This is a genomic window from Streptomyces sp. NPDC090022 (assembly GCF_044748145.1).
GTDB lineage: Bacteria > Actinomycetota > Actinomycetes > Streptomycetales > Streptomycetaceae > Streptomyces.
The window spans coordinates 1-26,732 of sequence record NZ_JBIVFN010000004.1; the positions used below are offsets into that span (position 1 = coordinate 1).

Here is a 26,732-nt window from a genome sequence, read left to right on the forward strand (position 1 = left end):
TTCCTTTGTACTGACCCTCGCGGGCTTTCCTCCGGGCGCTTCCTTCGTTCTTGCGTTTCCGACTCTATCAGATCTTTCCGATCCGATTTCCTCGGCGCTTTCCGGGGTGTTCGCTTTCGCGTTTCCCTTTCGGCGTGGTCACTACGTTAGCGGATTTCGCTTGCGGTTCATAATCGAGCCGCCGACTCCGAATTCGGGCATGCCGAATTCATCCCCGCCAGGGTGAATCGTCGTAGTGGTTTGGCCGCTTCGAGGGCTGCTGACAGCAGTGCCCCGTTTCAAGCGGCTCGGGCTACGTTAGGCGTCCGCCTAGGCCGAGTCAAGTTGAGCGGCGGCGTGGCGCGTGGGCGCGATACGGGCTCACCGTCGGGTCGTGGGTGATCCAGTAGCGGTACGGATGGTGCGCGCCGTCGCCGCCCACTCCCGTGCGGGGGCCGACGCTCACCTGGTCGGAGGGGGTGGCGGTGCCCGCCAGCAAGGAGAGAGGGGAGGACGGGCCGGCGCAGAGGTCGGTGCCGTCCAGGGAGCGGTCGATGTCGAGGGCGGTCGCCAGGCGGGCCGGCCCTTTGGCCAGTTCCGCATCCCTTCTGGCGGAAAGTCGACGTTTACGGGCCAGCTCGGCGCCCACCGTGATCTCACCCGCGCGGAGCAGGACACCACTCGCCTGGCCGACGGGGCCGCAGACGAGGTTCACGCTGAACCACATCCCATAGATGAAGTAGACGTACGCGTGTCCGGGCGGGCCGAACATCGACGCGTTGCGGGCGGTGCGGCCGCGGTAGGCGTGGGAGCCGGGGTCGGCCTCCCCCTCGTACGCCTCCACCTCGGTGATGCGCAGCTCGATGGGGCCGTCCGGGGTACGGCGGACCAGGACGCGGCCGAGGAGGTCGGGCGCCACGGTGAGGACCGGGCGGTCGTAGAAGCTGCGGGGCAGGGGCGTACGGTCGGGGCGCGCGCTCATCCGGTCGAGCGTAGTGGAACGCGTACGCCCGCAACCGGGGCCTATGGTTCCGCGTGGATAAGAGGTAGTCGCACGCCTGCTCCAGCAGGACGAGTAAGGGGAGTAACGAGCATGGGGTTCAAGAAGCTGTTCGCGGCGCTCGGTGCCGGCGGTGCCTCGGTGGACACGATCATCACCGAGCCCAACGTCGTCCCGGGCGGCATCGTCCAGGGTGTGGTCCGCATCCAGGGCGGCACCGTCGAGCAGCAGATCGAGGGGCTGTCGATCGGTCTTCAGGCGCGGGTCGAGGTGGAGGGCGGCGACCAGGAGCTGAAGCAGGACATCGTCTTCACCAAGCAGCGGCTCGGCGGTGCCTTCGCGGTGCAGGCGGGCGCGATGCACGAGGTGCCGTTCAGCCTGGAGATCCCGTGGGAGACGCCGGTGACCCACGTCGCCGCGTACCAGCTGCACGGGATGAACATCGGGGTGAGCACCGAGCTGGCGATCGCCCGCGCGGTCGACGCCGGTGACCTGGACCCGATCAACGTGCACCCGCTGCCGGCGCAGCAGGCGATCCTGGACGCGTTCGGGCAGCTCGGCTTCCGCTTCCGCAGCGCGGACATGGAGCGCGGGCACATCCGCGGGACGCGGCAGTCGCTGCCCTTCTACCAGGAGATCGAGTTCCTGCCGCCCCAGCAGTACCGGGGGCTGAACCAGGTGGAGCTCACCTTCATCGCGGACGGGCACGAGATGGACGTCGTGCTGGAGATGGACAAGAAGCCGGGGATGTTCACCGAGGGCAGCGACACCTACCGCTGCTTCCAGGTGGGTCTGCAGTCCTACCAGGGGACCGACTGGGCGGCGTACCTGAACCAGTGGATCGCCTCGGTGGGTTCGCAGCGCAACTGGTTCTAGGCTCCTGACGACCACACGTTCGCGATCAGGAGGGTCCAGAGGTGAGTGATCAGCGCAGGGCGCCGCTTCCGCACGACTTCCATCCCGAGGTGCACGCCTTCACCGTGGTGAGCGACGACGTCCGGCACGGTGCGGATCTGGGCCACGCCCAGCTGCACGCGGGCGGGAACGTCTCGCCGCAGCTGCGGTGGGAGGGGTTCCCGGAGGGGACGAAGAGCTTCGCGGTGACGTGCTTCGACCCGGACGCGCCGACGGGCAGCGGGTTCTGGCACTGGGTGCTCTTCGATCTGCCGGTCTCGGTGACCGAGCTGCCGGCCGGGGCGGGCAGCGGCTCCTTCAAGGGGCTGCCGGCCGGGGCCGTGCACGTACGCAACGACTACGGCACGCAGGACTTCGGCGGGGCGGCGCCGCCCGCCGGGGAGCGGCACCGTTACGTGTTCACCGTCTACGCGGTGGACCAGGAGAAGCTGGGCCCCGGCGCCGACGTGTCTCCTGCCGTCGTCGGATTCAATCTGCGCTTCCACACGCTGGGGCGTGCGCAGCTGATCGCGGAGTACGAGGCTCCGGCCGGCGGCTGAGGCGGGCCGATCGTTCTCCGAGCGTTTGCCCGGTCCTGGTCTAAAGGTGACCAGGACCGGGCATTTTTATTGCGTTGTCCCGCGTGGCGCGCGCGGCCAGAGTGGTTGCGGGCTTTGCCGCCAGGGTGGTCGCGGGCCTGCACACGGGAGGTGGGCGAGATGCGGGACACGCTGGTGCTGAATGCGAGCTTCGAGCCGCTGTCGACGGTGACGTTGAATCGTGCTGTCGTTCTGGTGCTCCAGGACAAGGCCGTCGTCGAGCAGTCGCACCCCGAACTGCGTGTGCGCGCCGCCGCCGTGGATCTTCCGATGCCCCGGGTGATCAGGCTGTGCAGGTATGTCCGGGTGCCCTTCCGAAGACACGCTCCCTGGTCCAGGCGGGGTGTGCTGGCGCGGGACCAGCACCGGTGCGCGTACTGCGGGCGGCGGGCGACCACCGTGGACCACGTACTGCCCAAGGCGCAGGGCGGTGGGGACACCTGGATGAACACGGTGGCGTCCTGTGCGGAGGACAACCACCGCAAGGCGGCCCGGACTCCGGAGGAGGCGGGCATGCCGCTGCTGCGCAAGCCCTTCGTGCCTTCCCCCGCGGACGCGATGCTGCTGGCCATGGGGGCGAGCAGCCGGGAGGCACTGCCGGACTGGCTGGAGCGGACCGCCTAGGGTCGGTCCGGCGCGTCGGCGTCGGACGGCCGGACGGGCCGGAGGGGCCGGACGGGCGGCGTATCTCCGGTACGGCGGTCAGCGGAGCAGGATCTGGATGATGGCGATGACGCCGACCACCACGATGACCGCGCGCAGCACGGTCGGCGGGAGGCGTCGGCCGACCTTGGCCCCGAGCTGGCCGCCGAGGGTGGAGCCGACGGCGATGAGCAGGACGGCCGTCCAGTCGAACTCCGCGACGAAGAGGAAGAAGACGGCCGCGACGCCGTTCACGACGGCGGCGAGGACGTTCTTGACGGCGTTGATGCGTTGCAGGTCGTCGTGGAGGAGCAGGCCCATCAGGCCGATGTAGAGCACGCCCTGGGCGGCGCCGAAGTAGCCGCCGTAGGCGCTGGCGAGCAGCATGCCGGCGTGCAGTGCCGGTCCCCCGTCGGGGTCGCCGGCGCCGCCGCCGGCCTTTTCCTGTCGCGCGCGCAGGGTCTTGGCGACCTTGGGCTGGATGACGACGAGGATCAGCGCGAGTCCGATGAGGACGGGCACGATCGTGTCGAAGGACTCCGAGGGCAGGGTGACGAGCAGGATCGCGCCGGCGAGACCGCCGACGAGGGCGGTGACCGCGAGCCGCAGCACGCGCCGGGCCTGGCCGCGGAGTTCCGCGCGGTAGCCGATGGCTCCGCTGATGGAACCCGGGACCAGGCCCAGGGTGTTGGACACGTTGGCGGTGACCGGGGGGAGCCCGGTGGCCAGCAGCACCGGGAAAGTGATCAGGGTGCCGGAGCCGACGATGGTGTTGATGGTGCCGGCGCCGATGCCGGCGGCGAAGACCGCGAGCGCTTCCCAGATGGACAAGGCCATCTCCTTCAGTCGGTGAGACGCCTCCCCGCCAGAGGTCGAGGGGCCTCACCGATCATGCAGGAGCGGTTGCCCACTCAGTCGATGGGGGGCTGCTCCCGCCGCTCCCCGCCGACGTTCTTCGGTGCCTGCGGGGGTACGTGCGGCGCCTGGGGCGGCTGGAGTCCGCCGCCGACACCGCCACCGCCGCCGAAGTTGCCGATGGCGCCGGAGAGGCCCTTGAGGGCGTCGCCGATCTCGCTGGGCACGATCCAGAGCTTGTTGGCGTCGCCCTCGGCGATCTTCGGGAGCATCTGGAGGTACTGGTAGGAGAGCAGCTTCTGGTCCGGGTCACCGGCGTGGATGGACTCGAAGACCGTACGGATGGCCTGGGCCTCGCCCTCGGCGCGCAGTGCGGCGGCCTTGGCGTCACCTTCGGCGCGCAGGATGGAGGACTGCTTCTCGCCCTCGGCGCGCAGGATCTCGGACTGCCGGACACCTTCGGCCTGGAGGATCGCGGCGCGCTTGTCGCGGTCGGCGCGCATCTGCTTCTCCATCGAGTCCTGGATGGAGGTCGGCGGCTCGATGGCCTTGAGCTCGACGCGGTTGACGCGGATGCCCCACTTGCCGGTGGCCTCGTCGAGGACGCCGCGCAGGGCCGCGTTGATCTCCTCGCGGGAGGTGAGGGTGCGCTCGAGGTCCATGCCGCCGATGATGTTGCGCAGGGTGGTGACGGTGAGCTGCTCGATGGCCTGGATGTAGCTGGCGACCTCGTACGTCGCGGCGCGGGCGTCGGTCACCTGGTAGTAGATGACGGTGTCGATGTTGACGACCAGGTTGTCCTGGGTGATCACCGGCTGCGGCGGGAACGGGACGACCTGCTCGCGCAGGTCGATCCGGTTGCGGATGGAGTCGATGAACGGGACGACGATGTTCAGGCCCGCGTTGAGGGTGCGGGTGTAGCGGCCGAACCGCTCGACGATGGCGGCGCTGGCCTGCGGGATCACCTGGATCGTCTTGACCAGTGCGATGAAGACCAGAACCACCAGAATGATCAGGACGATGATGATCGGTTGCATGCGTTCCCCGTGCCCTTCCGGCTGTCCGTGCAGCCCCGTTGAGCGGAGTCTCGCAGACCCGGGGGCCGCGGGTCGGCTGCTTTGACGTGCCTGGTGCTGATGTGATGCGGTGTCACGCTCGCGATGTCACCTGACGACGGCGGTCGCCATGTCACATCACGACGGCGGTCGCGCCGTCGATGTCGACGACGTCGACCTGCTGGCCGGGTTCGAAGGTGGTGTGCGCGTCGAGCGTGCGCGCGGACCAGATCTCCCCGGCGAGCTTGATGCGTCCGCCGGCGCCGTCGACGCGTTCGAGCACGACGGCCGTTCTGCCCTTCAACGCCTCGATCCCGGTGCGGTGTTGGGGCCGCTGGCTGCGGTGCCGGTTGGCGATCGGCCGGACGACCGCGATGAGGGCGACCGAGACGATCACGAAGACCAGGACCTGGGCGACCACGCCCGCACCGAGGGCCGCCGTGACGGCGGCCGCGACCGCGCCCACGGCGAACATGCCGAACTCCGGCATGGCGGTGAGGACGAGGGGGATCCCCAGTCCGACCGCGCCGATGAGCCACCACACCCATGCGTCGATGTCCACATGGTCATGGTAGGTCCGGCGGGCGCGGTCCGGACAGGGTGCGAAGGTCCCGTGAACCGTCGGGGTGTGACCGTGGCGGCCGCTGCGCGGCGCCGGTCAGCGCAGGGGCAGACCCTGGGCGGTCCAGCGGTCGTGGTCGTTGCGCTCGACGACGAGCGGGAGCCCGAAGCAGAGGGAGAGGTTGCGGGAGGTCAGTTCGAGGTCGAGGGGACCGGCGGTGACCACCTTGCCCTGACGGATCATCAGGACGTGCGTGAAGCCGGGGGCGATCTCCTCGACGTGGTGCGTGACCATCACCATGGACGGCGCCATCGGGTCGCGCGCGAGGCGGCCGAGGCGGCGTACGAGGTCTTCGCGGCCGCCGAGGTCGAGGCCGGCGGCGGGCTCGTCCAGGAGCAGCAGCTCGGGGTCGGTCATCAGCGCGCGGGCGATCAGCGTGCGCTTGCGCTCGCCCTCGGAGAGGGTGCCGAACTTGCGGTCGAGGTAGTCGCTCATGCCCAGGCGGTCGAGGAAGGCGCGGGCGCGCTGCTCGTCGATGTCCTCGTACTCCTCCTGCCAGCCGGCGGTCATGCCGTAGGCCGCGGTGAGCACGGTCTGCAGGACCGTCTGCCGCTTGGGGAGCTTGTCGGCCATCGCGATGCCGGCCACGCCGATGCGGGGGCGCAGCTCGAAGACGTCGGTGCCGGGCTTGCCGAGGGTGCTGCCGAGGATGGTGGCGGCGCCCTTGGTGGGGAAGAGGTAGCTGGAGGCGACGTTGAGCAGAGTGGTCTTCCCGGCGCCGTTGGGGCCGAGGATGACCCAGCGCTCCCCCTCCTTGACCGACCAGGAGACCTGGTCCACCAGAGCCCGGCCCTCGCGGACCACGGATACGTCCACCAGCTCCAGAACATCGCTCATGAGCGTGTTGTCACCCCTTGCAGTCACGGTTCTGTGTGCGCCAGCGGGCGCAGCCCCAGACGCAAACCTACGCCACTGGCGGAGCGGTCCGGGGCCGGGGCCCGGCCGTGGCCGGGTCCGTATGGTGGGGGGATGCTTGTGGAACCACGTTCAGGGCGGCTGGCCGCCTGGGGGAACGCTCTGCTGGCCGGTCTCGTCTCGCCCGACGAGGCCGTGCTGTCGATCGTGGGCGAGGACGCGGTGCACCGCGTCACGGGACTGCCGGGCGAGGCGGGGCCGGTCGGCCTGACGCTGGCGCTCGGGCGGCTGCGGGCGCTGGGGGTGACGGGCCTGCGGGTCGCGCTGCCGGCGCCGGGTCATCCGCTGGGGCTGAGCGGTCCGCCGTCGTTCAACGCGCGGGCGCTGGAAGCCGAGGAGGCCGTGGTGTGCCGGGGCGCGGCGTTCGGGCTGGTGCCGGAGGTCACGTCGGCGGGGCCGGCCGGGGACGAGCACGTCTCGGTGCTGTGGCAGTGCCTGCCGGTACGGGACGCCCCGCCGGCGGACGTGCCGTCGCTGGGCGAGGCGGAGCGGGAACTGGCGGAGGCGCTGCGGGAGGCGACCGCCGTCCTGACGCGGCTGGACCTGGCCGGGTCGGGCCCGGTGGCGGAGGCGGCGCTGGCGGCGTACCGCGCGCGGGCGGAGGCGGGGCGGGAGATCCTGGCGCCCGGCTACCCGCCCCGGGCGGCGCGGGTGCTGGAGCTGGCGCAGCGGGTGGGGCTGATGATCTCGCTGGCGTACGAGCGGGGGCACGGGGCGGCGGTGTCCGCGTCGGAGATGACGGCGCGGGCGGTGGCGCTGCGGCCGGTGGAACGGGTGGGGAGGCGGGCGCAGGTGGCGGCGTACAACGCGGCGGTGGAGGCCCGCGAGCGGTAGCCCCCCGGCGGGCCGCGGCAGTCCACGTCCGGCTCCCCCGCCGGGGGGCCGCCCTACGGGCGGCCGACCCTGGTGCCCGGGTCCCTGGCCGGGCCCTGCGGGGGTAGCCGCCCGGCGGGCTGCGGCCCCGGTGTCCGGCTCCCGCGCCGGGCCCTGCGGGTCACCCTGCGGGCAGCGGGCGACGGGCGACACGTCCGGCTGCCCTGCGGGCGGCGTGGTTGCGGGGTCGGCTCCCCGCAGGCGGGCCTTGCGTTCGGCTCCCACGGGTGGTGGGCGGCACGGCCTGCGGGCGGCGGGGTCGGCTGACCGCCGGTGGGGGTGCCCCGCGCTCCGCGCGGGGTGGCCTCCCACCCGCCCACCCATGACGCGGTGGCCAGAAGCGGACCCGCCCGGTCACGGTTGCGCGCCGTCGGCGGGTATCCGCCCGGGGCTGCGGCCCCGGTACCCGCTCCCCCGCCGGGGGCCGCACTGCGGGGTAGCCGCCCGGCGGGCTGCGGTCCGGTGTCCGGCTCCCCGCCGGGCCGTGCGGGCGGCACGTCCGGCTGCCCTGCGGGCGGCGGGGTCGGCTGACCGCCGGTGGGGGTGCCCCACGCTCCGCGCGGGGTGGCCTCCCACCCGCCCACCCATGACGCGGTGGCCAGAAGCGGACCCGCCCGGTCACGGTTGCGCACTGCGGGCGGGTGCGGGCCGTCCGTCCGCACCGCGGGGCGTCACGTCGGCGGCGGAGCCGCCGGGTCGGCTGACCGTCGGTCGGGATGGCCTGCCACCCGTCCGCCCAAGACGCGGCGGTCACGGGTGGGCGCCGCCGCACCCCGGGCCGGCCCGGTCGGGGCGGTTGGTCATCGGGGGTGCGCCGCTCCCGGGCAGGTCCGCGCCCCCGGCAGGCCGCCGGGTCGGGCCGCGCGCCGGCGGTCGGCCGGTGACCTCCCGGGGGGCGCCTCCCGGGCGGGGGCCCGCCGGGGCGGGGGATCCCGGCGGGGCCTGGTCGGGGGGCTGCGTCAGGCGTTGACGGCCGTGTTGCCCCAGACCGGGTTCAGGAGGGCGATGACGTTCGCCGTGTTGCCCACCACGTTGACCGGGACGTGCAGCGGGACCTCGATGAGGTTGCCCGAGGCCACGCCCGGCGAGCCGACGGCCTCGCCGGCCGCGTGGGCGCCGCCGTGCGCCGCCGAGACACCGGCGCCCGCGGCGACGAGGCCGCCCGCGATCATGGAGACGGCAGCGGCCTTCTTGATGTTCTTCACGTTCGGATTCCTCCAGTGCGTCTGCCGCGGCCAGCCGCCGCGGCACGCATGGAGAACGGCCGGCGCCCGGGCGGGATACGCCATGTGGGCGACGTACACCCGTCCGTATGAATCAGTCCGTGAGGCCGTGCCGGACGGCCCACAGCGCCGCCTGGGTGCGGTCCGCCAGGTCCAGCTTCATCAGGATGTTCGAGACGTGCGTCTTGACCGTCTTCTCGGACAGGACCAGCGCGCGGGCGATCTCGCGGTTGGAACGGCCGTCCGCGATCAGGGACAGCACCTCGCGTTCGCGTTCGGTCAGGGCCGTGCCGCCGCGCGAGGACGGGGACTCGTCCTGGGCGAGGAGGGCGACCGCCACCTCGGGCTGGAGCAGGACGTGGCCCGCGTGGACCGAGCGGATGGCCGCGGCCAGCGCCTCGGGGTCGATGTCCTTGTAGACGTAGCCGGCCGCGCCCGCGCGCAGCGCGGGGATCACCGTGCGCTGCTCGGTGAAGCTGGTGACGATCAGGACCCGGGCGGGGTTGGCCAGCTCGCGCAGCCGCCGCAGCGCGTCGACGCCGTCCGTGCCCGGCATCTTGATGTCCATCAGGATCACGTCGGGGCGGAGTTCCTCGGCGCGCTCGGTGCCCTCCGCGCCGTCCGACGCCTCCCCCACCACCTCGATGTCGTCCTGGATCTCCAGGAACGTGCGCAGGCCGCGCCGTACGACCTGGTGGTCGTCCACCAGCAGGACGCGGATGGGCGTGTCAGCCACCGGGGACCTCCATCTCGATCGTGGTGCCCTCGCCGGGCGCCGATTGCACGGTGAGCCGTCCGCCCGCACCGCTCGCGCGGTCGCTCATGGAGACCAGGCCGAGGTGGCGGCCGGCCCGGCGGACGGTCCGGGGGTCGAAGCCCTTGCCGTCGTCCGCCACCCGCAGGACCGCGCCACCGCCGCCGCGGGTGAGGGTGACCGCCACCTGCGCCGCGTCCGCGTGCCGCAGGGCGTTGTGGAGGGCTTCCTGGGCCACGCGCAGGAGGGCTTCCTCCTGGGCCGCGGGCAGGGCGCGTACACCGTCACAGGTGAAGGTGACATGGGCGGCGTGCGCGCGGTCCAGGACGTGGATCTGGTTGCGCAGGGTCGCGACGAGGCCGTCCTCGTCGAGGGCGGCCGGGCGGAGCTCGACGACGGCGGCGCGCAGCTCGTCGGCGGCCTCCGCGGCCAGGGCGGCGACCTGGTGGAGCTCACCCTTGGCGCGGGCCGGGTCGCGGTCGACGAGCGCGGTGGCGGCCTGGGCGGTCAGGCGCAGCGAGAAGAGCTTCTGGGCGACCGCGTCGTGCAGTTCGTGGGCCAGCCGGGAGCGCTCCTCGGCGATGGTGAGCTCGCGGCTGCGTTCGTAGAGCCGGGCGTTGGTCAGGGCGATCGCGGCGTGCTGGGCGAGGATGCCGAGGAGTTCCTCGTCCTCGGCGGTGAATCCGCAGCCGCCGCCGGGGCGGGGGCAGCGCTTGTTGGCGAGGAAGAGGGCGCCGAGGATCTCCTCGCCGTCGCGGATGGGCAGGCCGAGGAAGTCGGACATCTCGGGGTGGGCCGCCGGCCAGCCGCCGAAGCGCGGGTCCTCGCGTACGTCGGCCAGCCGCTCGGCGCCGGGCTGGTGGAGCATCGCGGCGAGGATGCCGTGCTGGCGGGGCAGCGGGCCGATGCGGCGCCACTGTTCGTCGCTGACGCCGTCGACGACGAACTGGGCGAAGCCGCCGTGGTCGTCGGGGACGCCGAGGGCCGCGTACTCGGCGTCGAGCAGCTCGCGGGCCGAGACGACGATCGTCTTGAGGACGTCGCGGACCTCCAGGTGGCGGCTCATGGCCAGCAGCGCGGTGCTCACCGCTGCCAGGCCCGCGCGTGGTCCGTTGTGCATGGGCTCACCGTACCCGCGGCCGTGACCTGCGGGATCGGGCTTCGGGACTAGGGCCAAGGGTGGGGGCGGGGTGGGGCCGGGGGCCGAGGCGCGGGGGGTGGCCGCGTTCCTACGTTGGGGGCATCCGAAGAGGGACCGACGCGACGGAAGGCAGGGGTGGTCATGGCGGTGGCGATCGTGACGGGGGCTTCGCGGGGGCTGGGCCGGGCGCTGGCCGGCGAGCTGGCGGGGCGCGGCTGGGACGTGGTGGTGGGGGCGCGGGACGCCGGGGCGCTCGGGGAGGCGGCGGCGGAGCTCACCGGGAGCGGCGGCGGCGGGCGAGTGGTGGCGGTGCCGGGTGACGTGGCCTCGGGCCCGTACCGGGCGGCGCTGGTGGCGGCCGCGCGGGAGCTGGGCGGGCTGGACCTGCTGGTGAACAACGCGGGGGTGCTGGGGGCCGAGCCGCTGGTGCCGCTGGCCGAGCAGGGGCTGGCGGGGTTCGAGCGGGCGCTGGCGGTGAACGTGGTGGGGCCGCTGGGGCTGGTCCAGGAGGCGCTGCCGTTGCTGCGGGCGTCGGCGGCGGGCGGGGCGGTGCTGAACGTGAGCTCGGACGCGGCGGTGGTGGCGTACGCGACGTGGGGGGCGTACGGGGCGACCAAGGCGGCGGTGGACCAGCTGTCGGCGGTGCTCGCGGTGGAGGAGCCGGGGCTGCGGGTGTGGTGGGCGGATCCGGGGTCGATGCGGACGCGGATGATGGCGGCGGCGGAGCCGGAGGAGGACCTGACGGGGCTGCCGGCGCCGGGGGAGGTGGCTCCGGTGCTGCTGCGGCTGGTGGCCGAGGGGCTGCCGAGCGGGCGGTACACCGCTGAGGAGCTGGCGGACGGATTCGCGGACGGCTCGTCGGGTACGGGGGTCGCGGCGGGCACGGACGGCTCGTCGGGTACGGGGGTCCCGGCGGGCACGGACGGCTCGTCGGGTACGGGGGTCGCGGCGGGCACGGGGGCTTCCGCGGGCGGTGGCGTCGGCGGGCGTGTGGGTGGGGGGCTGCGGTGACCATCCCTTCTCTGTATATACCGGACATTCCGCCGGAGCTTTCGGCGCGGGTCCCGGCCGAGCAGCGCGGGCCGGGGCGGGGCCGGGACTCGGTGCGGCTGCTGGTCTCGCGCGGCACGACGGTGGACCTGCGCGCCTTCGCCGAGCTGCCGGACCTGCTGCGGGCCGGGGACGTCCTGGTGGTCAACACGTCGGCCACGCTGCCGGCGGCGGTGGACGGGCGGCTCGGCGCAGCCGGGGTCGTCGTGCACTTCTCGACGCGCGGGGACGACGGCCGCTGGGCCGTGGAGCTCCGGGACAAGGACCGGCGGGGCACGACCGCGCCCCGGGCGGGCGGTCCGGCGGGGGCGGTGGTGGAGCTGCCGGACGGCCTCCGCCTCGCCCTGGAGGAGCCGCTGGCCGCCGGAGCGGACCGGCTGTGGTGGGCGCGCCCGTCGGGGCGGGACGCGCTGGAGGTGATGAGGGCGTACGGGCGGCCGATCCGGTACGCGTACACGGAGCGGGACCAGCCGCTGTCGGCGTACCAGACGGTGTTCGCGCTGCCCTCGCCCGACGGGGCGGGGTCGGCCGAGATGCCGAGCGCGGCCCGGCCCTTCACGGAGGCGCTGGTGGCGCGGCTGGTGAGCCGGGGGGTGCAGTTCGCGCCGCTGACCCTGCACACCGGGGTGGCGTCGGCGGAGGCGCACGAGCCGCCGTACCCGGAGCGGTACGCGGTCCCGCCGGCCACGGCGTGGCTGGTGAACGCGGCCCGGGCCGGCGGGGGCAGGGTGATCGCGGTGGGGACGACGGCGGTGCGGGCACTGGAGTCGGCGGCCGGGGCGGACGGGGTGGTGCGGGCGGCCGCGGGGTGGACGGACCTGGTGGTGACCCCGGAGCGGGGGGTGCGGGTGGTGGACGGCCTGGTGACCGGGCTGCACGAGCCGCAGGCCTCGCACCTGCTGATGCTGGAGGCGGTCGCGGGGCGGGCGGCCGTACGTCGCGGGTATGCCGAGGCGCTGGCCCGCCTCTGCCTTTGGCACGAGTTCGGTGACCTGCATCTACTGCTTAAGGACGAGAGCGGTAACGCATTGCATTGCTGACGCAACGCGGGGTGAGACCGTTACATGGCCGATGTGAGCCCGCGCATAGGACCCAGGTCACTTACGAAGTGGTGTAGTTGATCCATAAAGACGGTGTTAGGGCTGCTGTGGGAGGCTCTGGTACCGAAATCGGAGGTTGCCCCCCAGACCCTGATCCACTATCCGGCTTCGTACGTCACACCTTTGCCACAGGATTTTGCCGCCGCTAAGAATTGCCGTCGTCGCAACAGCGCCGCGGATCCCGGATCCGAGCGGCGCTTTCCTGCGGCTCCCGCTCTTCGTAAAGGTGTGCTCCATGTCTGCGTCCAGCTCTGCCGGTCATAGCCGTCTGACCAAGGCCCACAAGATGTCGATCGCCGGCGTCGCCACCCTCGGTGCCGCTGCCCTCGCTTTCTCCCTGGTTCCCGCCGGTGCGACCCAGGCGCAGGCCCAGTCCCTGACGGTCGCCCCCGTCGCGTGGACCGCCGCCACCCCCGCGAAGACCGCCGCGCACCTGAGCGCCCAGCAGGTCGTCGCCGCCAAGAAGGCGGACGACGCCAAGGCCAAGGCCGAGGCCGCCGCCAAGAAGGCCCGCGAGCAGAAGGCGGCCGCGAGCCGTTCCGCCGCCCGCACCCCGGTCTTCGCCAACAACCTGGACGGCTGGATCAAGGAAGCCCTCTTCATCATGAAGAAGGAGGGCATCCCCGGCACCTACGCGGGCATCCACAAGAACATCATGCGCGAGTCCAGCGGTAACCCGCGCGCCATCAACAACTGGGACATCAACGCCCGGAACGGCATCCCCTCGAAGGGTCTGCTCCAGGTCATCCTGCCGACCTTCAAGGCGTACCACGTCAAGGGCACCAAGTTCGACCAGTACGACCCGGTCGCCAACATCGTCGCCGCCTGCAACTACGCGGCCGACCGCTACGGCTCCATGGACAACGTGAACAGCGCCTACTAAGGGCACCGAGGCTGTTCCCCACCAGTCCCCCATGCGCCGCAGGGCGGCACCCGGATCCGGGTGCCGCCCTGCGGCGTACGTGCGTGCGTGCCCTGTCGCGTTACTTGCGCATGACCTCGGGCTCGTGGCGGCGCAGCAGGCGGGCCACCGCGAAGCCGCAGGCGACGCCCATGAGGACCAGGATCGTGATGTCCAGCGTCCACTGGCCGACCGTGGCCTCCCACAGCGGGTCGAGGTTGCCGGGGTTCTTCGCGTCCCACGGCGGCATCAGGTGGCCGAGGTCCAGCGTGGTGCCCGCGGCGGCGACGGCCCAGCGGGACGGCATCAGCCAGGCGAACTGCTCCAGGCCCGGGGAGTCGTAGAGCTGGAAGAGGATGCCGGTGAAGACGACCTGGACGATCGCGAACATGACCAGCAGCGGCATGGTCTTCTCGGCGGTCTTCACCAGCGAGGAGATCACCAGGCCGAACATCATCGAGGTGAAGCCGAGGGCGATCACCGACAGGCAGAGCTCGACGGCCGGCGGCATGAGCAGGCCCTCTTCGGGCAGCGCGCGGGGCGCGAAGCCGATGCCGCAGATGATCACGCCCTGGATGGCGGTGATGACGCCGAGGACGATCACCTTCGACATGAGGTACGCCGACCGGGACAGACCGGTGGCGCGCTCGCGCTCGTAGATGACCCGTTCCTTGATCAGCTCACGGACCGAGTTGGCGGCGCCGGAGAAGCACATGCCCACCGCGAGGATCAGCATGATCGTGCCGGCGTCGCCGTTGAACCGGCTGGGCGGGGTCGGCTTGCCGAGGCCGAAGGTCGCCGGGATGACGATGGAGACCACGCCGAGGACGGCCGGCAGGATCAGCATCAGACCGAGGAAGCCCTTGTCGGACGCGATCACCGAGACGTAGCGGCGGATCAGGGTGAACAGCTGGGAGCCCCAGGCCTGCGGCTTCGGCGGGTTCAGCTGCTGCGGCGTCGGCATGGTCACCGACTGCGGGGCGACGGCGTCGAGGTCGGCGGCGTACAGCTGGTAGTGCTGCGAGCCCTTCCAGCGGCCGGCCCAGTCGTAGTCGCGGTAGTTCTCGAAGGCCGAGAAGACGTCCGCCCAGGTCTGGTAGCCGAAGAAGTTCAGCGCCTCGTCCGGCGGGCCGAAGTAGGCCACCGAGCCGCCCGGGGCCATCACCAGCAGCTTGTCGCACAGCGACAGCTCGGCGACGGAGTGGGTGACGACCAGGACCGTGCGGCCGTCGTCGGCGAGGCCGCGCAGCAGCTGCATGACGTCGCGGTCCATGCCCGGGTCGAGGCCGGAGGTGGGCTCGTCCAGGAAGATCAGCGAGGGCTTGGTCAGCAGCTCCAGGGCCACGGACACGCGCTTGCGCTGACCGCCGGAGAGGGCGGTGATCTTCTTGTCCTTGTGGATGTCGAGCTTGAGCTCGCGCAGCACCTCGTCGATACGGGCGGCGCGCTCGGACTCGGCGGTGTCGCCGGGGAAGCGCAGCTTGGCCGCGTACTTCAGGGCGGTGGAGACCTTCAGCTCCTTGTGCAGGATGTCGTCCTGCGGGACCAGGCCGATGCGCTGGCGGAGCTCCGCGAACTGCTTGTACAGGTTGCGGTTGTCGTAGAGGACGTCGCCCTGGTCGGCGGGCCGGTAGCCGGTCAGCGCCTTGAGCAGGGTGGACTTGCCGGAGCCGGACGGGCCGATGACACCGATCAGCGACTTCTCGGGGACGCCGAAGGTGACGTCCTTGAGGATCTGCTTGCCGCCGTCGACCGTGACCGTCAGGTGGCGGGCCGAGAAGGAGACGTCGCCGGAGTCGACGAACTCCTCGAGGCGGTCGCCGACGATGCGGAAGGTGGAGTGGCCGACGCCGACGATGTCGTTCGGGCCGAGCAGCGCGGTGCCGGACTTGGGCAGCGGCTGGCCGTTGACGTACGTGCCGTTGTGGCTGCCGAGGTCGTGGATCTCGAAGCGGCCACCGGTGGAGCGGAACTCCGCGTGGTGGCGCGAGACCTGGAGGTCGGAGACGACGAGCTCGTTCTCCAGGGCACGGCCGATGCGCATGACGCGGCCGACGGCGATCTGGTGGAACGTGGTGGGGCTGCGGTCGCTGTAGCCCTGCTGGCCGCCGCCGGGCGCGGCGGCGCGGCCGGCGGCGTCACCGCCGCCGTGCTGCTGCGGGACGAAGGGCTGCTGCTGGTACTGCTGAGCCTGCGGCTGCTGCTGCGGCTGCTGGTACGCCTGCTGCTGGACCGGAGCCTGCTGCTGCGCGCCGGGCCAGGCCTGCTGGGCCTGCTGCGCCGCCTGCGCGACGGCCGGCTGCGGTGCGGCGACGGCGCTGAGGTTCAGCCGCGGGCCGTCGTTGGCGTTGCCGAGGAGCACCGGCGTACCGGGCGTCAGCTCGGCCTGCTGCACCCGGCTGCCCAGCACGTACGTGCCGTTGGTGCTGCCGTGGTCCTCGATGGCCCAACCCCGGCCGTTCCAGCTGATGGTGGCGTGCCGCCAGGAGACCCGGGCGTCATCGATCACCACGTCGCCCTGGGGGTCGCGCCCCAGTGAGTACGACCTGGACGGATCGAGCGTCCAGGTCCTTCCGTTCAATTCCAGTACGAGTTCCGGCACTCCAGCCCCACTTGTTGTCCCCCGAGGATCCCCCTGACGTCAGGGAGTCTAGGGATCGCGAACATCGTGGGGAACTATTCCAGGCCTGCGGCCACAAGTGGTATTCGGGCCTCGCATCGGGCCCGCGCGGGCCGCCCGCGACGGGACCGAAAGGCACCCGGAGAGTCGGATACGGGACTTCTCGGCCCGCCGGGAGCACCGGCGACGGGGGCAGGGCGGCGACGCGGGCCGGATGTCGGGAGGTGTTCACCCCGGGGCCACCGGCCCGACCACCGGGAGGACCGCCGTGCGGGGAGGTTCGGGGGGAGCGGCGTCCACAGAGTGGTCCAGGGGCGCCCGGAGAGGACGGGGAAGATACCGTGGTCGCACCATGAGCGCTTCGCAGACCTCCGACGTCCCCACCCTCCTCGTCAAGATCTTCGGCAAGGACCGTCCCGGGATCACCGCCGGGCTGTTCGACACCCTCGCCGCCTACTCCGTCGACGTCGTCGACATCGAGCAGGTCGTCACCCGTGGCCGCATCGTGCTGTGCGCCCTCGTCACCAAGCCCGCCGTGGGCGCGGAGGGCGAGCTGCGGGCCACCGTGCACAGCTGGGCCGAGTCCCTCCGGCTCCAGGCCGAGATCATCTCGGGCACCGGTGACAACCGGCCGCGCGGCAGTGGCCGTTCCCATGTCACGGTGCTGGGTCACCCGCTCACCGCGGAGGCCACGGCGGCGATCGCCGCCCGGATCACGGCGACCGGCGGCAACATCGACCGTATCTTCCGGCTCGCCAAGTATCCCGTGACCGCCGTCGAGTTCGCCGTCTCCGGCACCGAGACCGAGCCCCTGCGCACCGCGCTGGCGCTCGCCTCCGGGCACATCGGGGTGGACGTGGCCGTGGTGTCGGCCGGGCTGCACCGCCGGGCGCAGCGGCTGGTCGTCATGGACGTGGACTCGACCCTGATCCAGGACGAGGTCATCGAGCTGTTCGCGGCGCACGCCGGCTGCGAGGCCGAGGTGGCCGAGGTGACCGAGCGGGCGATGCGCGGCGAGCTGGACTTCGAGCAGTCGCTGCACGCGCGGGTGGCGCTGCTGGCCGGGCTGGACGCCTCGGTCGTGGACAAGGTGCGGGCCGAGGTACGGCTCACGCCCGGCGCCCGGACCCTGATCCGGACGCTCAAGCGGCTCGGGTACCAGGTGGGGGTCGTCTCCGGCGGGTTCACGCAGGTCACGGACGACCTCAAGGAGCGGCTGGGGCTGGACTTCGCCTCCGCCAACACCCTGGAGATCGTCGACGGCAAGCTCACCGGCCGGGTCGTGGGCGAGGTCGTCGACCGGGCCGGCAAGGCGCGGCTGCTGCGCCGGTTCGCCACCGAGGCCGGGGTGCCGCTGGCGCAGACGGTGGCGATCGGGGACGGCGCCAATGACCTGGACATGCTGAACGCGGCGGGGCTGGGCGTGGCCTTCAACGCCAAGCCGGTGGTCCGCGAGGCCGCGCACACCGCGGTGAACGTGCCGTTCCTGGACGCCGTGCTGTACCTGCTGGGCATCACCCGGGAAGAGGTCGAGGCCGCCGACCTGGCGTGAGCGGCCCCCGGATACGACGCTGGGCCCCGGCGGTCGCCGGGGCCCAGCGCCGTATGCGGGCCGCCGTATGCAGGCTGCCGTATGCGGGTCAGTGGTCCTTCGGGGTCCAGAAGTCCAGCAGGGTGCCGACCCCGTGCTCGACGGACTTCCAGGAGCCGGTGAAGGAGACGACGGCCAGCGCGGCGGTCGGGAAGCCGGACCGGCTCATCCGGGCCAGGGTGTCGCCCTCGGCCCGGCCGGCGAGCGCGTCCGCGAGGGCGTGCATGCCCGGGTTGTGGCCGATGACCAGGAGGTCGCCGACCTCGTCGGAGGTCTCGTTGACGAGGGCGATGAGCTCGCCCAGCGAGGCGTCGTACAGCCGCTCCTCGTAGACCGTCTTGGGCCGGTGGGGCAGTTCCTGCACGGCGAGCTTCCAGGTCTCGCGGGTGCGGACGGCCGTGGAGCAGAGGGCCAGGTCGAAGGTGATGCCGGTTTCGGCAAGCTTCAGTCCGACGGCCGGGGCATCCTTGCGACCTCGCTCCGCCAGCGGCCTTTCATGGTCGGAGCCCTCGGGCCAGTCGGCCTTGGCGTGCCGGAGGAGGGCGATCCTGCGGGGTGTGTCGGCGCTCATGACTCCCAGCTTCGCACGAAACGAGCCATGGGGCGCAGGGTGTTGAGGGGCTCACCCGCACGGGGCAGGGCGCACGCCCGCGGCGGGCTGTGCGCCCCTGGGCGGGGCCTGTCGGCCCTGGTCAGCCGAGGGCGCGCAGGATCTGGCCGGTGACCTGGGTGATCGCGGGGCCCTCACCGGAGGCCGCCTGGGCCTGGCCGGAGCCGGCGAGCAGGAGCAGCAGCAGGACGAAGGCGAGGGCGGGCAGCGCGAGGGCCCACCAGTGCAGCCGGGCGTCGGCACCGGCCGCCGCCCGGGGCCGTATCCGCGCGGCCGGCGCGGAGGAACCGTACGGCCCGGAGGAGGCGTACCGCGCCGCGGAGGCGTACCGCGCCGCGGAGGCGTACCGCGCCGCGGAGGCCTGGGGAGGGGTGGTATACGACGCGGAGTGCGCGTACGCCGTGGTGGCCGGGGTGACGGACCGGGTGTGCGTCGGGGCCGACATGACCGCCTCCGTGGGGTTTCGGCTGGGACTTCCTCGCTCACTCCGAATCTATGGATCGAAGGACGCGCTTCCCATCCGGGGCACACCCCAGATCACCCTGAGCCCCGCCCCCTAGGGGTTACGGGGGTTAACCCCACCAAGGGCCCGGCGGGGGCCACCGCGGGGGCCGTCAGGGCGAGGCGATCGTCGCGATGATGGCGATGATCACGGTCACGCCGAGCATCGCGCCGAGGACGATGCCGAGCTTCTTGTGGCCGTTGGCGGGGTTCGGTTCGAGAACGGGCATGCCCATCAGTCTCGCACGCCGCATTCGTCCTCGACCGTGCGGTCCCGGCCCGCCAGGACGCCCAGCGCGATCTGCGGCACGAGCAGGCAGGCCATCAGCGCCAGCGGCAGGTCCCAGCCGCCGCTGTGCTGGTAGAGGGTGCCGATGATCAGGGGTCCGGGGATGGAGATGAGGTAGCCGGTGCTCTGGGCGAACGCGGAGAGCTTGACGACGCCCGCCGGGGACTTGGCGCGCAGTCCGATCATCGTGATGACGAGCGGGAAGGCGCAGTTGGAGACGCCGAGCAGCAGGGCCCAGGCCCAGGCGCCGGCGGCCGGGGCGAAATACAGGCCGGCGTATCCGGCGAGGCCGAAGAGGCCGAGGACGACGGCGATGACGCCCTGGTTGCGCAGGCGTCCGGCGACCCCGGGAATGACGAAGGCGAGCGGGACGCCCATCACCATCGTGACGGCGAGCAGCACACCGGCGGTGCCGGCGGAGACCCCGGCGTCGCGGAAGATCTGCGGGAGCCAGCCCATGGTGATGTAGGCGCCGGTGGCCTGGAGGCCGAAGTAGCAGGCCAGGGCCCAGGCGGTACGGCTGCGGACGATCCGGATGCCCGGGTCCGCGGCGGCCGCGGGCGCCCCGCTGCGCGCGTCCCGGCGGGCCCGCAGGGCGATGGGCAGCCAGGGCAGTACGGCGGCCAGCGCGAGCACGGCCCACACCAGCAGCCCGGCCCGCCAGCCGCCGCCCAGCAGGCCCTCGGTCATCGGCACGGTCGCGGCGGCGGCCAGCGAGGTGCCGGCGGCCAGGGCCATGGAATACAGGCCGGTCATGGTGCCGACCCTGTCGGGGAACCAGCGCTTGACGATCACCGGCAGCAGCACGTTGGTGAGCGCGATGCCGGCGAGCGAGAGGGCGCTGGCGGCGAGGAAACCGGCCGCGCCGTGCGTGAAGGGCCGGATCAGCAGGCCGGTGGCGACGGCGGCCATGCCGGCGCAGACGACGGCGGCCGGGCCGAAGCGGCGGGAGAGCCGGGGCGCGGTGATGCCGAAGACGGCGAAGCACAGGGCGGGGACGGAGGTGATCAGTCCGGCGACGGTGCCGCTCATGCCGAGGCCGGTGCGGACCTCCTCGAACAGGGCACCGAGGCTGGTGATGGCGGGCCGCAGGTTCAGGGCGGCGAGCACGATGCCGACGATGAGCACGGGACCGAGCCACCGGGGGTCCTGGGCCGCGGCGGACCCGGCGGTGGTCCCGGAGCCGGGACCGCGCCGGTCCGGACGGGTGACGGCGGGCCGCTTCATGGTCTGTATGTCTTCGTCGGGCATGGCGCCATCATAGAATCATGGGATGATTGGCTGTCCACCCCGATACGCTTCCCGCAGCGTTGTCCACCCTGGAACGAAGAAGGCCCCATGCCGCTGACGTCCCCCCGGCGCTCCGCACTGGTCGACCAGGTGATCGCCCAGCTCCGCAACCAGATCACCTCCGGCGAGTGGCCGGTGGGCTCGCGCATCCCCACCGAGCCGGAGCTGGTCGAGCTGCTGGGCGTGGCCCGCAACACCGTGCGCGAGGCGGTGCGGGCCCTGGCGCACAACGGACTGCTGGACATCCGGCAGGGCTCGGGCACGTACGTCCTGGCCACCAGCGAGCTGGCCGGGGTGATGCACCGGCGCTTCGCGGGCGCCGATCCGCGGCACATCGCGGAGGTGCGCTCGACGCTGGAGTCGTCGGCGGGGCGGCTGGCGGCGGAGCGGCGCACGGACAAGGACCTGCTCCAGCTGGACGCGCTGCTCGCGCGCCGCGAGGAGGCCTGGGCCTCGGGGGACGCCGAGCGCTTCGTGGCCGCCGACATGGCCCTGCACATGGCGGTCGTGACCGCTTCGCACAACGAGGTCCTGATCGAGCTGTACGCCGACCTCGGCGACCTGGTGCGGGACTGGCTGCGCACGGACGTGGGCACCGAGCTCACTCCCGGGACGCACCTGGACCACGCCCGGCTGATCGAGGCGATCCGCCGCCGGGACGGCGCCACGGCGGCCTCGGAAGCGGGCGGCTACCCCTTCGCCTGCCTCGGCGAGCGGCGCTGACCCCGCGCCCCGCACCCGGCCTCGGACCCGGCGCCCCGCACCCGGCGCCCCGCACCGGGCGCGCCCGGGCTCACGGCCGCTCGTGGCTGACCCAGGCGGAGCGGACCTCCTTCCAGCAGCGGCCGGCCAGCTCGACGCGCCCGGCCGGGCCGACCGCGGCCGGCGCTCCGTCGCCGTCCACGTCCCACCAGCGGTCGCACTCGACGTGCAGGCGGACCAGGTCGGTCTCGGCGTAGCGGTTGTGGCAGTACGCGGCGACGTACGAGCCCGTGATCTCCAGGTCGCAGTCCGCGCCGAACAGGTCCCGGGCGGGCGGCCGGGCGGGCTGGGCGGGGGGCTCCGCGGCGATGTCACCGGCGTCCACCGCGTCCGAGCCGCCGGAATCCGCCCCGCCCCCGGCGCCCACCGCCCCCGCCGCGCCCACGTCCGCGTCCACGGCATCGGCCTCCGCCCGCTCCTCCGCCGACGCGGCCGTCCCGGGCCCTGCCGCCGGGCCGGCGTCCGGGGGCTGCGCGACCGCCCCCGGGATCAGAAGGCCGGTCAGGACGACCGAGGTGACCAGCAGCGATACCGCCCGGCTCCGCCTCGCGCGCACTCCCGTACCTCCTCCCCGCAGCACGCCGGGAAGATCCCGACCCGGTCAGTTTGCAGGTATATGCCCGCATTCTCGACTCGGAACGACCCGGTCGGGCCACGCAACGCGGAAGGCCGCGCCCCCGGAAGGGGGGCGCGGCCCGGCCCGTACGCGCGCGCGTACGGGCATACGTTCGTCAGGTGCTCAGGCGCTCAGGCGCCCATCGCGTGCAGGCCGCCGTCCACGTGGACGATCTCGCCGGTGGTCTTCGGGAACCAGTCGGACAGCAGGGCCACGATGGCCTTGCCCGTGGGCTCCGGGTCGCTCATGTCCCACTCCAGCATGGAGCGGGTGTTCCAGACCTCCGCGAGGTCCGAGAAGCCCGGGATGGACTTCGCTGCCATCGAGCCGAGCGGACCGGCCGAGACCAGGTTGCAGCGGATGTTCTCCTTGCCCAGGTCGCGGGCGAGGTAGCGGCTGGTGGCCTCCAGGGCCGCCTTGGCCGGGCCCATCCAGTCGTACTGCGGCCAGGCGAACTGCGCGTCGAAGGTGAGGCCGACGACGGCCGCGCCCTCCGCCGGGAACAGCGGCTTGCAGGCCATGGTCAGCGACTTCAGCGAGAACGCCGAGACGTGCATGGCGGTGGCCACCGACTCGAACGGCGTGTTCAGGAAGTTGCCGCCGAGGGCGTCCTGCGGCGCGAAACCGATCGAGTGGAGGACACCGTCGAGGCTGCCGAGCTCCTCGCGGACGAGGCCCTCCAGGCGGGCGAGGTGCTCCTCGTTGGTGACGTCGAGCTCGATCACCTTGACGGGCTTGGGCAGCTTCTTGGCGACGCGCTCGGTCAGGCTCGGGCGTGGCCACGCCGTGAGGATGACCTCGGCGCCCTGCTCCTGGGCCAGCCGGGCGGCGTGGAAGGCGATGGACGACTCCATCAGCACACCCGTGATGAGGATGCGCTTGCCGTCGAGAATTCCGCTCATGTGATCAGTGACCCATGCCCAATCCGCCGTCAACGGGAATGACGGCTCCAGTGATGTACGCGGCGGCGTCGGACGCCAGGAAGCTCACGGCCGCGGCGATCTCCTCGGGCTGCGCGTAGCGGCCGAGGGGGACCTGCGAGACGATGCCGGCGCGCTGCTCGTCGGTGAGCACCTTCGTCATGTCGGTGTCCACGAAGCCGGGGGCCACCACGTTGAAGGTGATGTTGCGGGAGCCCAGCTCACGGGCGAGGGAGCGGGCGAAGCCGACGAGGCCGGCCTTGGAGGCGGCGTAGTTGGCCTGGCCGGCCGAGCCCAGCAGCCCGACGACCGAGGAGATGAGGACGACGCGGCCCTTCTTGGCGCGGAGCATGCCGCGGTTGGCACGCTTGACGACGCGGAAGGTGCCCGTGAGGTTGGTGTCGAGGACGGAGGTGAAGTCCTCCTCGGACATGCGCATCAGCAGCTGGTCCTTGGTGATGCCGGCGTTCGCCACCAGCACCTCGACCGCGCCGTGCTTGTCCTCGATCTCCTTGTACGCCTGCTCGACCTGCTCGGAGTCGGTGATGTCGCAGCGGACCGCCAGCACTCCCAGCTCGGTGAGGGCCTCCGGCGGCTCGCCCGAGCGATACGTGATCGCGACCTTGTCGCCGCCCTCGGCGAAGGCGCGGGCGATGGCGAGGCCGATGCCCCGGTTTCCTCCGGTGACGAGAACCGAGCGGCTCAACAGATCACCCTTTCACTAGCGGTCTGAATACCAAAAACCTATCGGGCGCACCCCCCATCCGGGGAATCGGTCCCCGACAGGGCCGCGCGACGGGCTCTGTGGGTTCCCTACAGAACCGGGCGGTCCGTGGCGCCCTCCGCGGCGCGGCGGACGCACCGCAATTTCCGTCGCAGGTCCGTCGCCCAGCGTGATTGACTTCCCGGTGCGAACGGAGCACCGGAGCCCCACGGCTCCGGGGGGCACCGGAGCACGTGGAAGTCACCCGGCACGAGGAGAGTGAGGCCACCCGTGGTCCACGGAATTGATTCGTCCTTCACCGACCTGCCCCTGCGGGCGCTCGCCGACGCGGCGCTCGCGCGGGCGCGCGCGCTGGGCGCCGACCACGCCGACTTCCGGCTGGAGCGGATCCGCAACGCCTCCTGGCGGCTGCGGGACGCCAAGCCCTCCGGCGGGTCCGACACCACCGACCTCGGGTACGCGGTCCGGGTGGTGCACGGGGGCAGCTGGGGCTTCGCCTCGGGTGTGGACCTGACGATGGACGGGGCCGCCAAGGTGGCCTCGCAGGCCGTCGCGATGGCGCAGCTGTCCGCGAAGGTGATCAAGGCGGCCGGCTCGGACGAGCGGGTGGAACTCGCCGACGAGCCGGTGCACGCGGACAGGACGTGGGTGTCCGCCTACGACGTGGACCCGTTCTCGGTGCCGGACGAGGAGAAGGCGGCGCTGCTGGCCGACTTCAGCAACCGGCTGCTGCGGGCCGAGGGCGTGGCGCACGTCGACGCCTCGCTGCTCGCCGTGCACGAGAACAAGTTCTACGCCGACACCGCCGGGACCGTGACCACCCAGCAGCGCGTGCGGATCCACCCGCAGCTGACCGCGGTGGCCGTGGACGCCAAGACCGGCGAGTTCGACTCGATGCGGACCATCGCGCCGCCGGCCGGCCGGGGCTGGGAGTACCTGACGGGCACCGGCTGGGACTGGGACGGCGAGCTGGAGCAGATCCCCTCGCTGCTGGCGGAGAAGATGCGGGCGCCGAGCGTCGAGGCCGGGCGCTACGACCTGGTGGTCGACCCCTCCAACCTGTGGCTGACCATCCACGAGTCCATCGGGCACGCCACCGAGCTGGACCGGGCGCTGGGCTACGAGGCGGCGTACGCGGGCACCTCGTTCGCCACGTTCGACCAGCTGGGCAAGCTGACGTACGGCTCCCCGATCATGAACGTGACCGGTGACCGCACGGCCGAGCACGGCCTGGCCACCATCGGCTACGACGACGAGGGCGTCCAGGCGCAGTCCTGGGACCTGGTCAAGGACGGCACCCTGGTCGGCTACCAGCTCGACCGCCGCATCGCGAAGCTCACCGGGCTGGGCCGCTCCAACGGCTGCGCCTTCGCCGACTCCCCCGGGCACGTGCCGGTGCAGCGGATGGCGAACGTCTCGCTCCAGCCGGATCCGGGCGGGCTCTCCACCGAGGACCTGATCGGCGGGGTGGAGCGCGGCATCTACGTGGTCGGCGACCGGTCGTGGTCGATCGACATGCAGCGCTACAACTTCCAGTTCACCGGGCAGCGCTTCTTCCGGATCGAGAACGGGCGGCTGGCCGGTCAGCTGCGCGACGTCGCGTACCAGGCCACGACCACCGACTTCTGGGGGTCGATGGAGAAGGTCGGCGGCCCCCAGACGTACGTCCTGGGCGGCGCCTTCAACTGCGGCAAGGCCCAGCCGGGCCAGGTGGCGGCGGTCTCGCACGGCTGCCCGTCCGCACTGTTCCGTGACGTGAACATCCTGAACACCACGCAGGAGGCCGGCCGATGAGCACGCTTTCGAACGGACGCACCAAGCCCCACGAGATCGTCGAGCGGGCACTGGAGCTGTCCACGGCCGACGGCTGCGTGGTGATCGCCGACGAGGAGTCGAGCGCCAACCTGCGCTGGGCGGGCAACGCGCTGACCACGAACGGCGTGACCCGCGGCCGTACCCTCACGGTGATCGCGACGGTGGACGGCAAGGAGGGCACGGCCTCGGGGGTCGTCTCGCGCTCCGCCGTGACCGCCGCGGACCTGGAGCCGCTGGTGCGGGCCGCCGAGGCGGCCGCACGCACCGCGGGCCCCGCCGAGGACGCCCAGCCGCTGGTCACCGGTACGCCGTCGTCGCCGGACTTCGCGGACGGACCGGGCGAGACCTCCTCGGCGGTGTTCGCCGACTTCGCCCCGGCGCTCGGCGAGGCCTTCGCGCGGGCCCGGGCGGGCGGCCGGGAGCTGTACGGCTTCGCCCACCACGAGCTGGTCACCACGTACGTCGGCACCTCGGCCGGGCTGCGGCTGCGCCACGACCAGCCCAACGGCACCCTGGAGCTCAACGCCAAGTCACCCGACCGCCAGAGGTCGGCCTGGGTGGGCCGGGCCACCCGGGACTTCAAGGACGTCGACCCGCTGGCGCTGGACGGCGAGCTGGCCGTGCGGCTGGGCTGGGCCGAGCGGAAGATCGAGCTGCCGGCCGGCCGGTACGAGACGCTGCTGCCGCCGACGGCGGTGGCGGACCTGCTGATCTACCAGATGTGGTCGGCGGCGGCCCGGGACGCGGTGGAGGGCCGCACGGTGTTCTCCCGGCCCGGTGGCGGCACCCGGCTGGGCGAGAAGCTCTCCGCTCTGCCGCTGACGCTGCGCAGCGACCCGGCGGAGCCGGGGCTGGAGTCGGCGCCGTTCGTGATCGCGCACAGCTCGGGCGACGACGCGTCCGTCTTCGACAACGGTCTGCCGGTGCCGCCGGTGGAGTGGGTGCGCGGCGGCGAGCTGGCGCACCTGACGACCACGCGGCACAGCGCGGCCCTGACGGGGCTGCCGTCGGCGCCGGGCTTCGGGAACCTGATCCTGGACGGGGGCGGGGGCGCGTCCCTGGAGGAGATGGTGGCGGCGACCGGGCGCGGGCTGCTGCTGACCTGCCTGTGGTACATCCGCGAGGTCGACCCGGCGACGCTGCTGCTGACGGGCCTGACCCGGGACGGCGTCTACCTGGTGGAGGACGGGCAGGTCGTCGGGGAGGTCAACAACTTCCGCTTCAACGAGTCGCCGGTGGACCTGCTGTCGCGGGCGACGGAGGCCGGACGGACCGAGAAGACGCTGCCGCGCGAGTGGGGCGACTGGTTCACCCGGGCCGCGATGCCGGCGCTGCGGATCCCCGACTTCAACATGAGCTCGGTCAGCAAGGGCGTATGAGGCCGGCGGGGC

The 26,732-nt window shown here is 72.6% G+C and carries 26 protein-coding genes and 1 pseudogene; 11 read left to right on the top strand and 16 right to left on the bottom strand.

Annotated features, from left to right (window positions below; all coding sequences use genetic code 11):
• Positions 1-319: 319 nt before the first annotated feature.
• Positions 320-961, bottom strand: a complete 642-nt coding sequence (locus ACIPXB_RS10395; protein ID WP_401447194.1) for a DNA-3-methyladenine glycosylase — start codon at positions 959-961, stop codon at positions 320-322.
• A gap of 111 nt (positions 962-1,072) precedes the next feature.
• Between ACIPXB_RS10395 and ACIPXB_RS10400 the strand changes: the two genes are divergently transcribed.
• From ACIPXB_RS10400 to ACIPXB_RS10410, 3 genes are all read left to right on the top strand, one after another.
• A complete protein-coding gene (locus ACIPXB_RS10400) occupies positions 1,073-1,855 on the top strand; it encodes a sporulation protein (RefSeq protein ID WP_401447197.1) in 783 nt (260 codons plus the stop codon).
• Positions 1,856-1,896: 41 nt separating this feature from the next.
• On the top strand, positions 1,897-2,433 hold the full coding sequence (locus tag ACIPXB_RS10405; RefSeq protein WP_401447199.1) for a YbhB/YbcL family Raf kinase inhibitor-like protein: 537 nt from the start codon (positions 1,897-1,899) through the stop codon (positions 2,431-2,433).
• 159 nt (positions 2,434-2,592) lie between these two features.
• The gene (locus ACIPXB_RS10410; protein WP_401447200.1) at positions 2,593-3,096 is read left to right on the top strand and encodes an HNH endonuclease; all 504 of its coding nucleotides are present in this window, start codon (positions 2,593-2,595) and stop codon (positions 3,094-3,096) included.
• A 78-nt stretch (positions 3,097-3,174) separates the two neighbouring features.
• On the opposite strand, the gene ACIPXB_RS10415 is transcribed toward ACIPXB_RS10410, so the two are convergent.
• The 4 genes from ACIPXB_RS10415 to ACIPXB_RS10430 all read right to left on the bottom strand — a co-directional run bounded on the left by ACIPXB_RS10415 (position 3,175) and on the right by ACIPXB_RS10430 (position 6,483).
• Positions 3,175-3,951 carry a sulfite exporter TauE/SafE family protein gene (locus ACIPXB_RS10415; protein WP_401447203.1) on the bottom strand — a complete coding sequence of 259 codons (777 nt, stop codon included), beginning with the start codon at positions 3,949-3,951 and terminating at the stop codon, positions 3,175-3,177.
• Between the two features lie 74 nt (positions 3,952-4,025).
• Entirely contained in the window at positions 4,026-5,006 is a 981-nt protein-coding gene (locus tag ACIPXB_RS10420) for an SPFH domain-containing protein (RefSeq protein WP_401447205.1), read from the bottom strand.
• Between the two features lie 151 nt (positions 5,007-5,157).
• Positions 5,158-5,586: an NfeD family protein gene (locus ACIPXB_RS10425; protein WP_401447207.1), complete on the bottom strand. Its 429-nt coding sequence runs from the start codon at positions 5,584-5,586 to the stop codon at positions 5,158-5,160.
• A gap of 96 nt (positions 5,587-5,682) precedes the next feature.
• Entirely contained in the window at positions 5,683-6,483 is an 801-nt protein-coding gene (locus ACIPXB_RS10430) for an ABC transporter ATP-binding protein (protein WP_401447208.1), read from the bottom strand.
• A gap of 132 nt (positions 6,484-6,615) precedes the next feature.
• Here ACIPXB_RS10430 and ACIPXB_RS10435 point away from each other — a divergent pair, with 132 nt between their 5' ends.
• Positions 6,616-7,395: a hypothetical protein gene (locus tag ACIPXB_RS10435; RefSeq protein WP_401447210.1), complete on the top strand. Its 780-nt coding sequence runs from the start codon at positions 6,616-6,618 to the stop codon at positions 7,393-7,395.
• A gap of 998 nt (positions 7,396-8,393) precedes the next feature.
• Here the strand turns inward: ACIPXB_RS10435 and ACIPXB_RS10440 are convergent.
• From ACIPXB_RS10440 to ACIPXB_RS10450, 3 genes are all read right to left on the bottom strand, one after another.
• Entirely contained in the window at positions 8,394-8,639 is a 246-nt protein-coding gene (locus tag ACIPXB_RS10440) for a chaplin (protein WP_401447212.1), read from the bottom strand.
• A gap of 112 nt (positions 8,640-8,751) precedes the next feature.
• Positions 8,752-9,393 carry a response regulator gene (locus ACIPXB_RS10445; protein WP_401447214.1) on the bottom strand — a complete coding sequence of 214 codons (642 nt, stop codon included), beginning with the start codon at positions 9,391-9,393 and terminating at the stop codon, positions 8,752-8,754.
• Positions 9,386-10,531: a GAF domain-containing protein gene (locus ACIPXB_RS10450; RefSeq protein WP_401447216.1), complete on the bottom strand. Its 1,146-nt coding sequence runs from the start codon at positions 10,529-10,531 to the stop codon at positions 9,386-9,388. The genes ACIPXB_RS10445 and ACIPXB_RS10450 overlap by 8 nt, the downstream gene beginning before the upstream one ends.
• Positions 10,532-10,693: 162 nt before the next feature.
• On the opposite strand from ACIPXB_RS10450, the pseudogene ACIPXB_RS10455 reads away from it, so the two are divergent.
• The 3 genes and pseudogenes from ACIPXB_RS10455 to ACIPXB_RS10465 form a co-directional block, all read left to right on the top strand.
• Positions 10,694-11,395 (top strand): annotated as a pseudogene (locus ACIPXB_RS10455) (SDR family NAD(P)-dependent oxidoreductase); the annotation flags it as partial.
• 164 nt (positions 11,396-11,559) lie between these two features.
• Positions 11,560-12,642, top strand: coding sequence for an S-adenosylmethionine:tRNA ribosyltransferase-isomerase (locus ACIPXB_RS10460; RefSeq protein ID WP_401447218.1), 1,083 nt, complete (start codon positions 11,560-11,562; stop codon positions 12,640-12,642).
• Positions 12,643-12,937: 295 nt separating this feature from the next.
• Positions 12,938-13,585, top strand: coding sequence for a transglycosylase SLT domain-containing protein (locus tag ACIPXB_RS10465; RefSeq protein WP_401447220.1), 648 nt, complete (start codon positions 12,938-12,940; stop codon positions 13,583-13,585).
• A 100-nt stretch (positions 13,586-13,685) separates the two neighbouring features.
• Here the strand turns inward: ACIPXB_RS10465 and ACIPXB_RS10470 are convergent, their stop codons facing one another.
• On the bottom strand, positions 13,686-16,184 hold the full coding sequence (locus tag ACIPXB_RS10470; RefSeq protein WP_401448226.1) for an FHA domain-containing protein: 2,499 nt from the start codon (positions 16,182-16,184) through the stop codon (positions 13,686-13,688).
• Between the two features lie 391 nt (positions 16,185-16,575).
• On the opposite strand from ACIPXB_RS10470, the gene serB reads away from it, so the two are divergent.
• On the top strand, positions 16,576-17,775 hold the full coding sequence (gene serB, locus ACIPXB_RS10475) for a phosphoserine phosphatase SerB (protein WP_401447222.1): 1,200 nt from the start codon (positions 16,576-16,578) through the stop codon (positions 17,773-17,775).
• An 88-nt stretch (positions 17,776-17,863) separates the two neighbouring features.
• On the opposite strand, the gene ACIPXB_RS10480 is transcribed toward serB, so the two are convergent.
• The 4 genes from ACIPXB_RS10480 to ACIPXB_RS10495 all read right to left on the bottom strand — a co-directional run bounded on the left by ACIPXB_RS10480 (position 17,864) and on the right by ACIPXB_RS10495 (position 20,465).
• Entirely contained in the window at positions 17,864-18,385 is a 522-nt protein-coding gene (locus ACIPXB_RS10480) for a SixA phosphatase family protein (RefSeq protein WP_401447224.1), read from the bottom strand.
• Positions 18,386-18,506: 121 nt separating this feature from the next.
• On the bottom strand, positions 18,507-18,869 hold the full coding sequence (locus ACIPXB_RS10485) for a hypothetical protein (RefSeq protein ID WP_401447227.1): 363 nt from the start codon (positions 18,867-18,869) through the stop codon (positions 18,507-18,509).
• A 169-nt stretch (positions 18,870-19,038) separates the two neighbouring features.
• Positions 19,039-19,155, bottom strand: coding sequence for an SGM_5486 family transporter-associated protein (locus tag ACIPXB_RS10490; RefSeq protein ID WP_401447230.1), 117 nt, complete (start codon positions 19,153-19,155; stop codon positions 19,039-19,041).
• Between the two features lie 5 nt (positions 19,156-19,160).
• The gene (locus ACIPXB_RS10495) at positions 19,161-20,465 is read right to left on the bottom strand and encodes a CynX/NimT family MFS transporter (protein ID WP_401447232.1); all 1,305 of its coding nucleotides are present in this window, start codon (positions 20,463-20,465) and stop codon (positions 19,161-19,163) included.
• 87 nt (positions 20,466-20,552) lie between these two features.
• On the opposite strand from ACIPXB_RS10495, the gene ACIPXB_RS10500 reads away from it, so the two are divergent.
• Entirely contained in the window at positions 20,553-21,227 is a 675-nt protein-coding gene (locus ACIPXB_RS10500; RefSeq protein WP_401447235.1) for a FadR/GntR family transcriptional regulator, read from the top strand.
• Positions 21,228-21,297: 70 nt separating this feature from the next.
• On the opposite strand, the gene ACIPXB_RS10505 is transcribed toward ACIPXB_RS10500, so the two are convergent.
• The 3 genes from ACIPXB_RS10505 to fabG form a co-directional block, all read right to left on the bottom strand.
• Positions 21,298-21,663 (bottom strand): hypothetical protein, encoded by a 366-nt coding sequence (locus ACIPXB_RS10505; RefSeq protein WP_401448229.1) that lies wholly within the window; start codon positions 21,661-21,663, stop codon positions 21,298-21,300.
• A 350-nt stretch (positions 21,664-22,013) separates the two neighbouring features.
• The gene (gene fabI / locus ACIPXB_RS10510) at positions 22,014-22,784 is read right to left on the bottom strand and encodes an enoyl-ACP reductase FabI (protein ID WP_401447236.1); all 771 of its coding nucleotides are present in this window, start codon (positions 22,782-22,784) and stop codon (positions 22,014-22,016) included.
• Between the two features lie 4 nt (positions 22,785-22,788).
• Positions 22,789-23,508: a 3-oxoacyl-[acyl-carrier-protein] reductase gene (gene fabG / locus ACIPXB_RS10515; protein ID WP_401447238.1), complete on the bottom strand. Its 720-nt coding sequence runs from the start codon at positions 23,506-23,508 to the stop codon at positions 22,789-22,791.
• A 288-nt stretch (positions 23,509-23,796) separates the two neighbouring features.
• Between fabG and ACIPXB_RS10520 the strand changes: the two genes are divergently transcribed.
• Together ACIPXB_RS10520 and ACIPXB_RS10525 are read left to right on the top strand one after the other, a co-directional pair.
• Positions 23,797-25,320, top strand: a complete 1,524-nt coding sequence (locus ACIPXB_RS10520) for a TldD/PmbA family protein (protein ID WP_401447240.1) — start codon at positions 23,797-23,799, stop codon at positions 25,318-25,320.
• Positions 25,317-26,720 carry a metallopeptidase TldD-related protein gene (locus ACIPXB_RS10525; protein ID WP_401447243.1) on the top strand — a complete coding sequence of 468 codons (1,404 nt, stop codon included), beginning with the start codon at positions 25,317-25,319 and terminating at the stop codon, positions 26,718-26,720. The genes ACIPXB_RS10520 and ACIPXB_RS10525 overlap by 4 nt, the downstream gene beginning before the upstream one ends.
• Positions 26,721-26,732 lie beyond the last annotated feature (12 nt).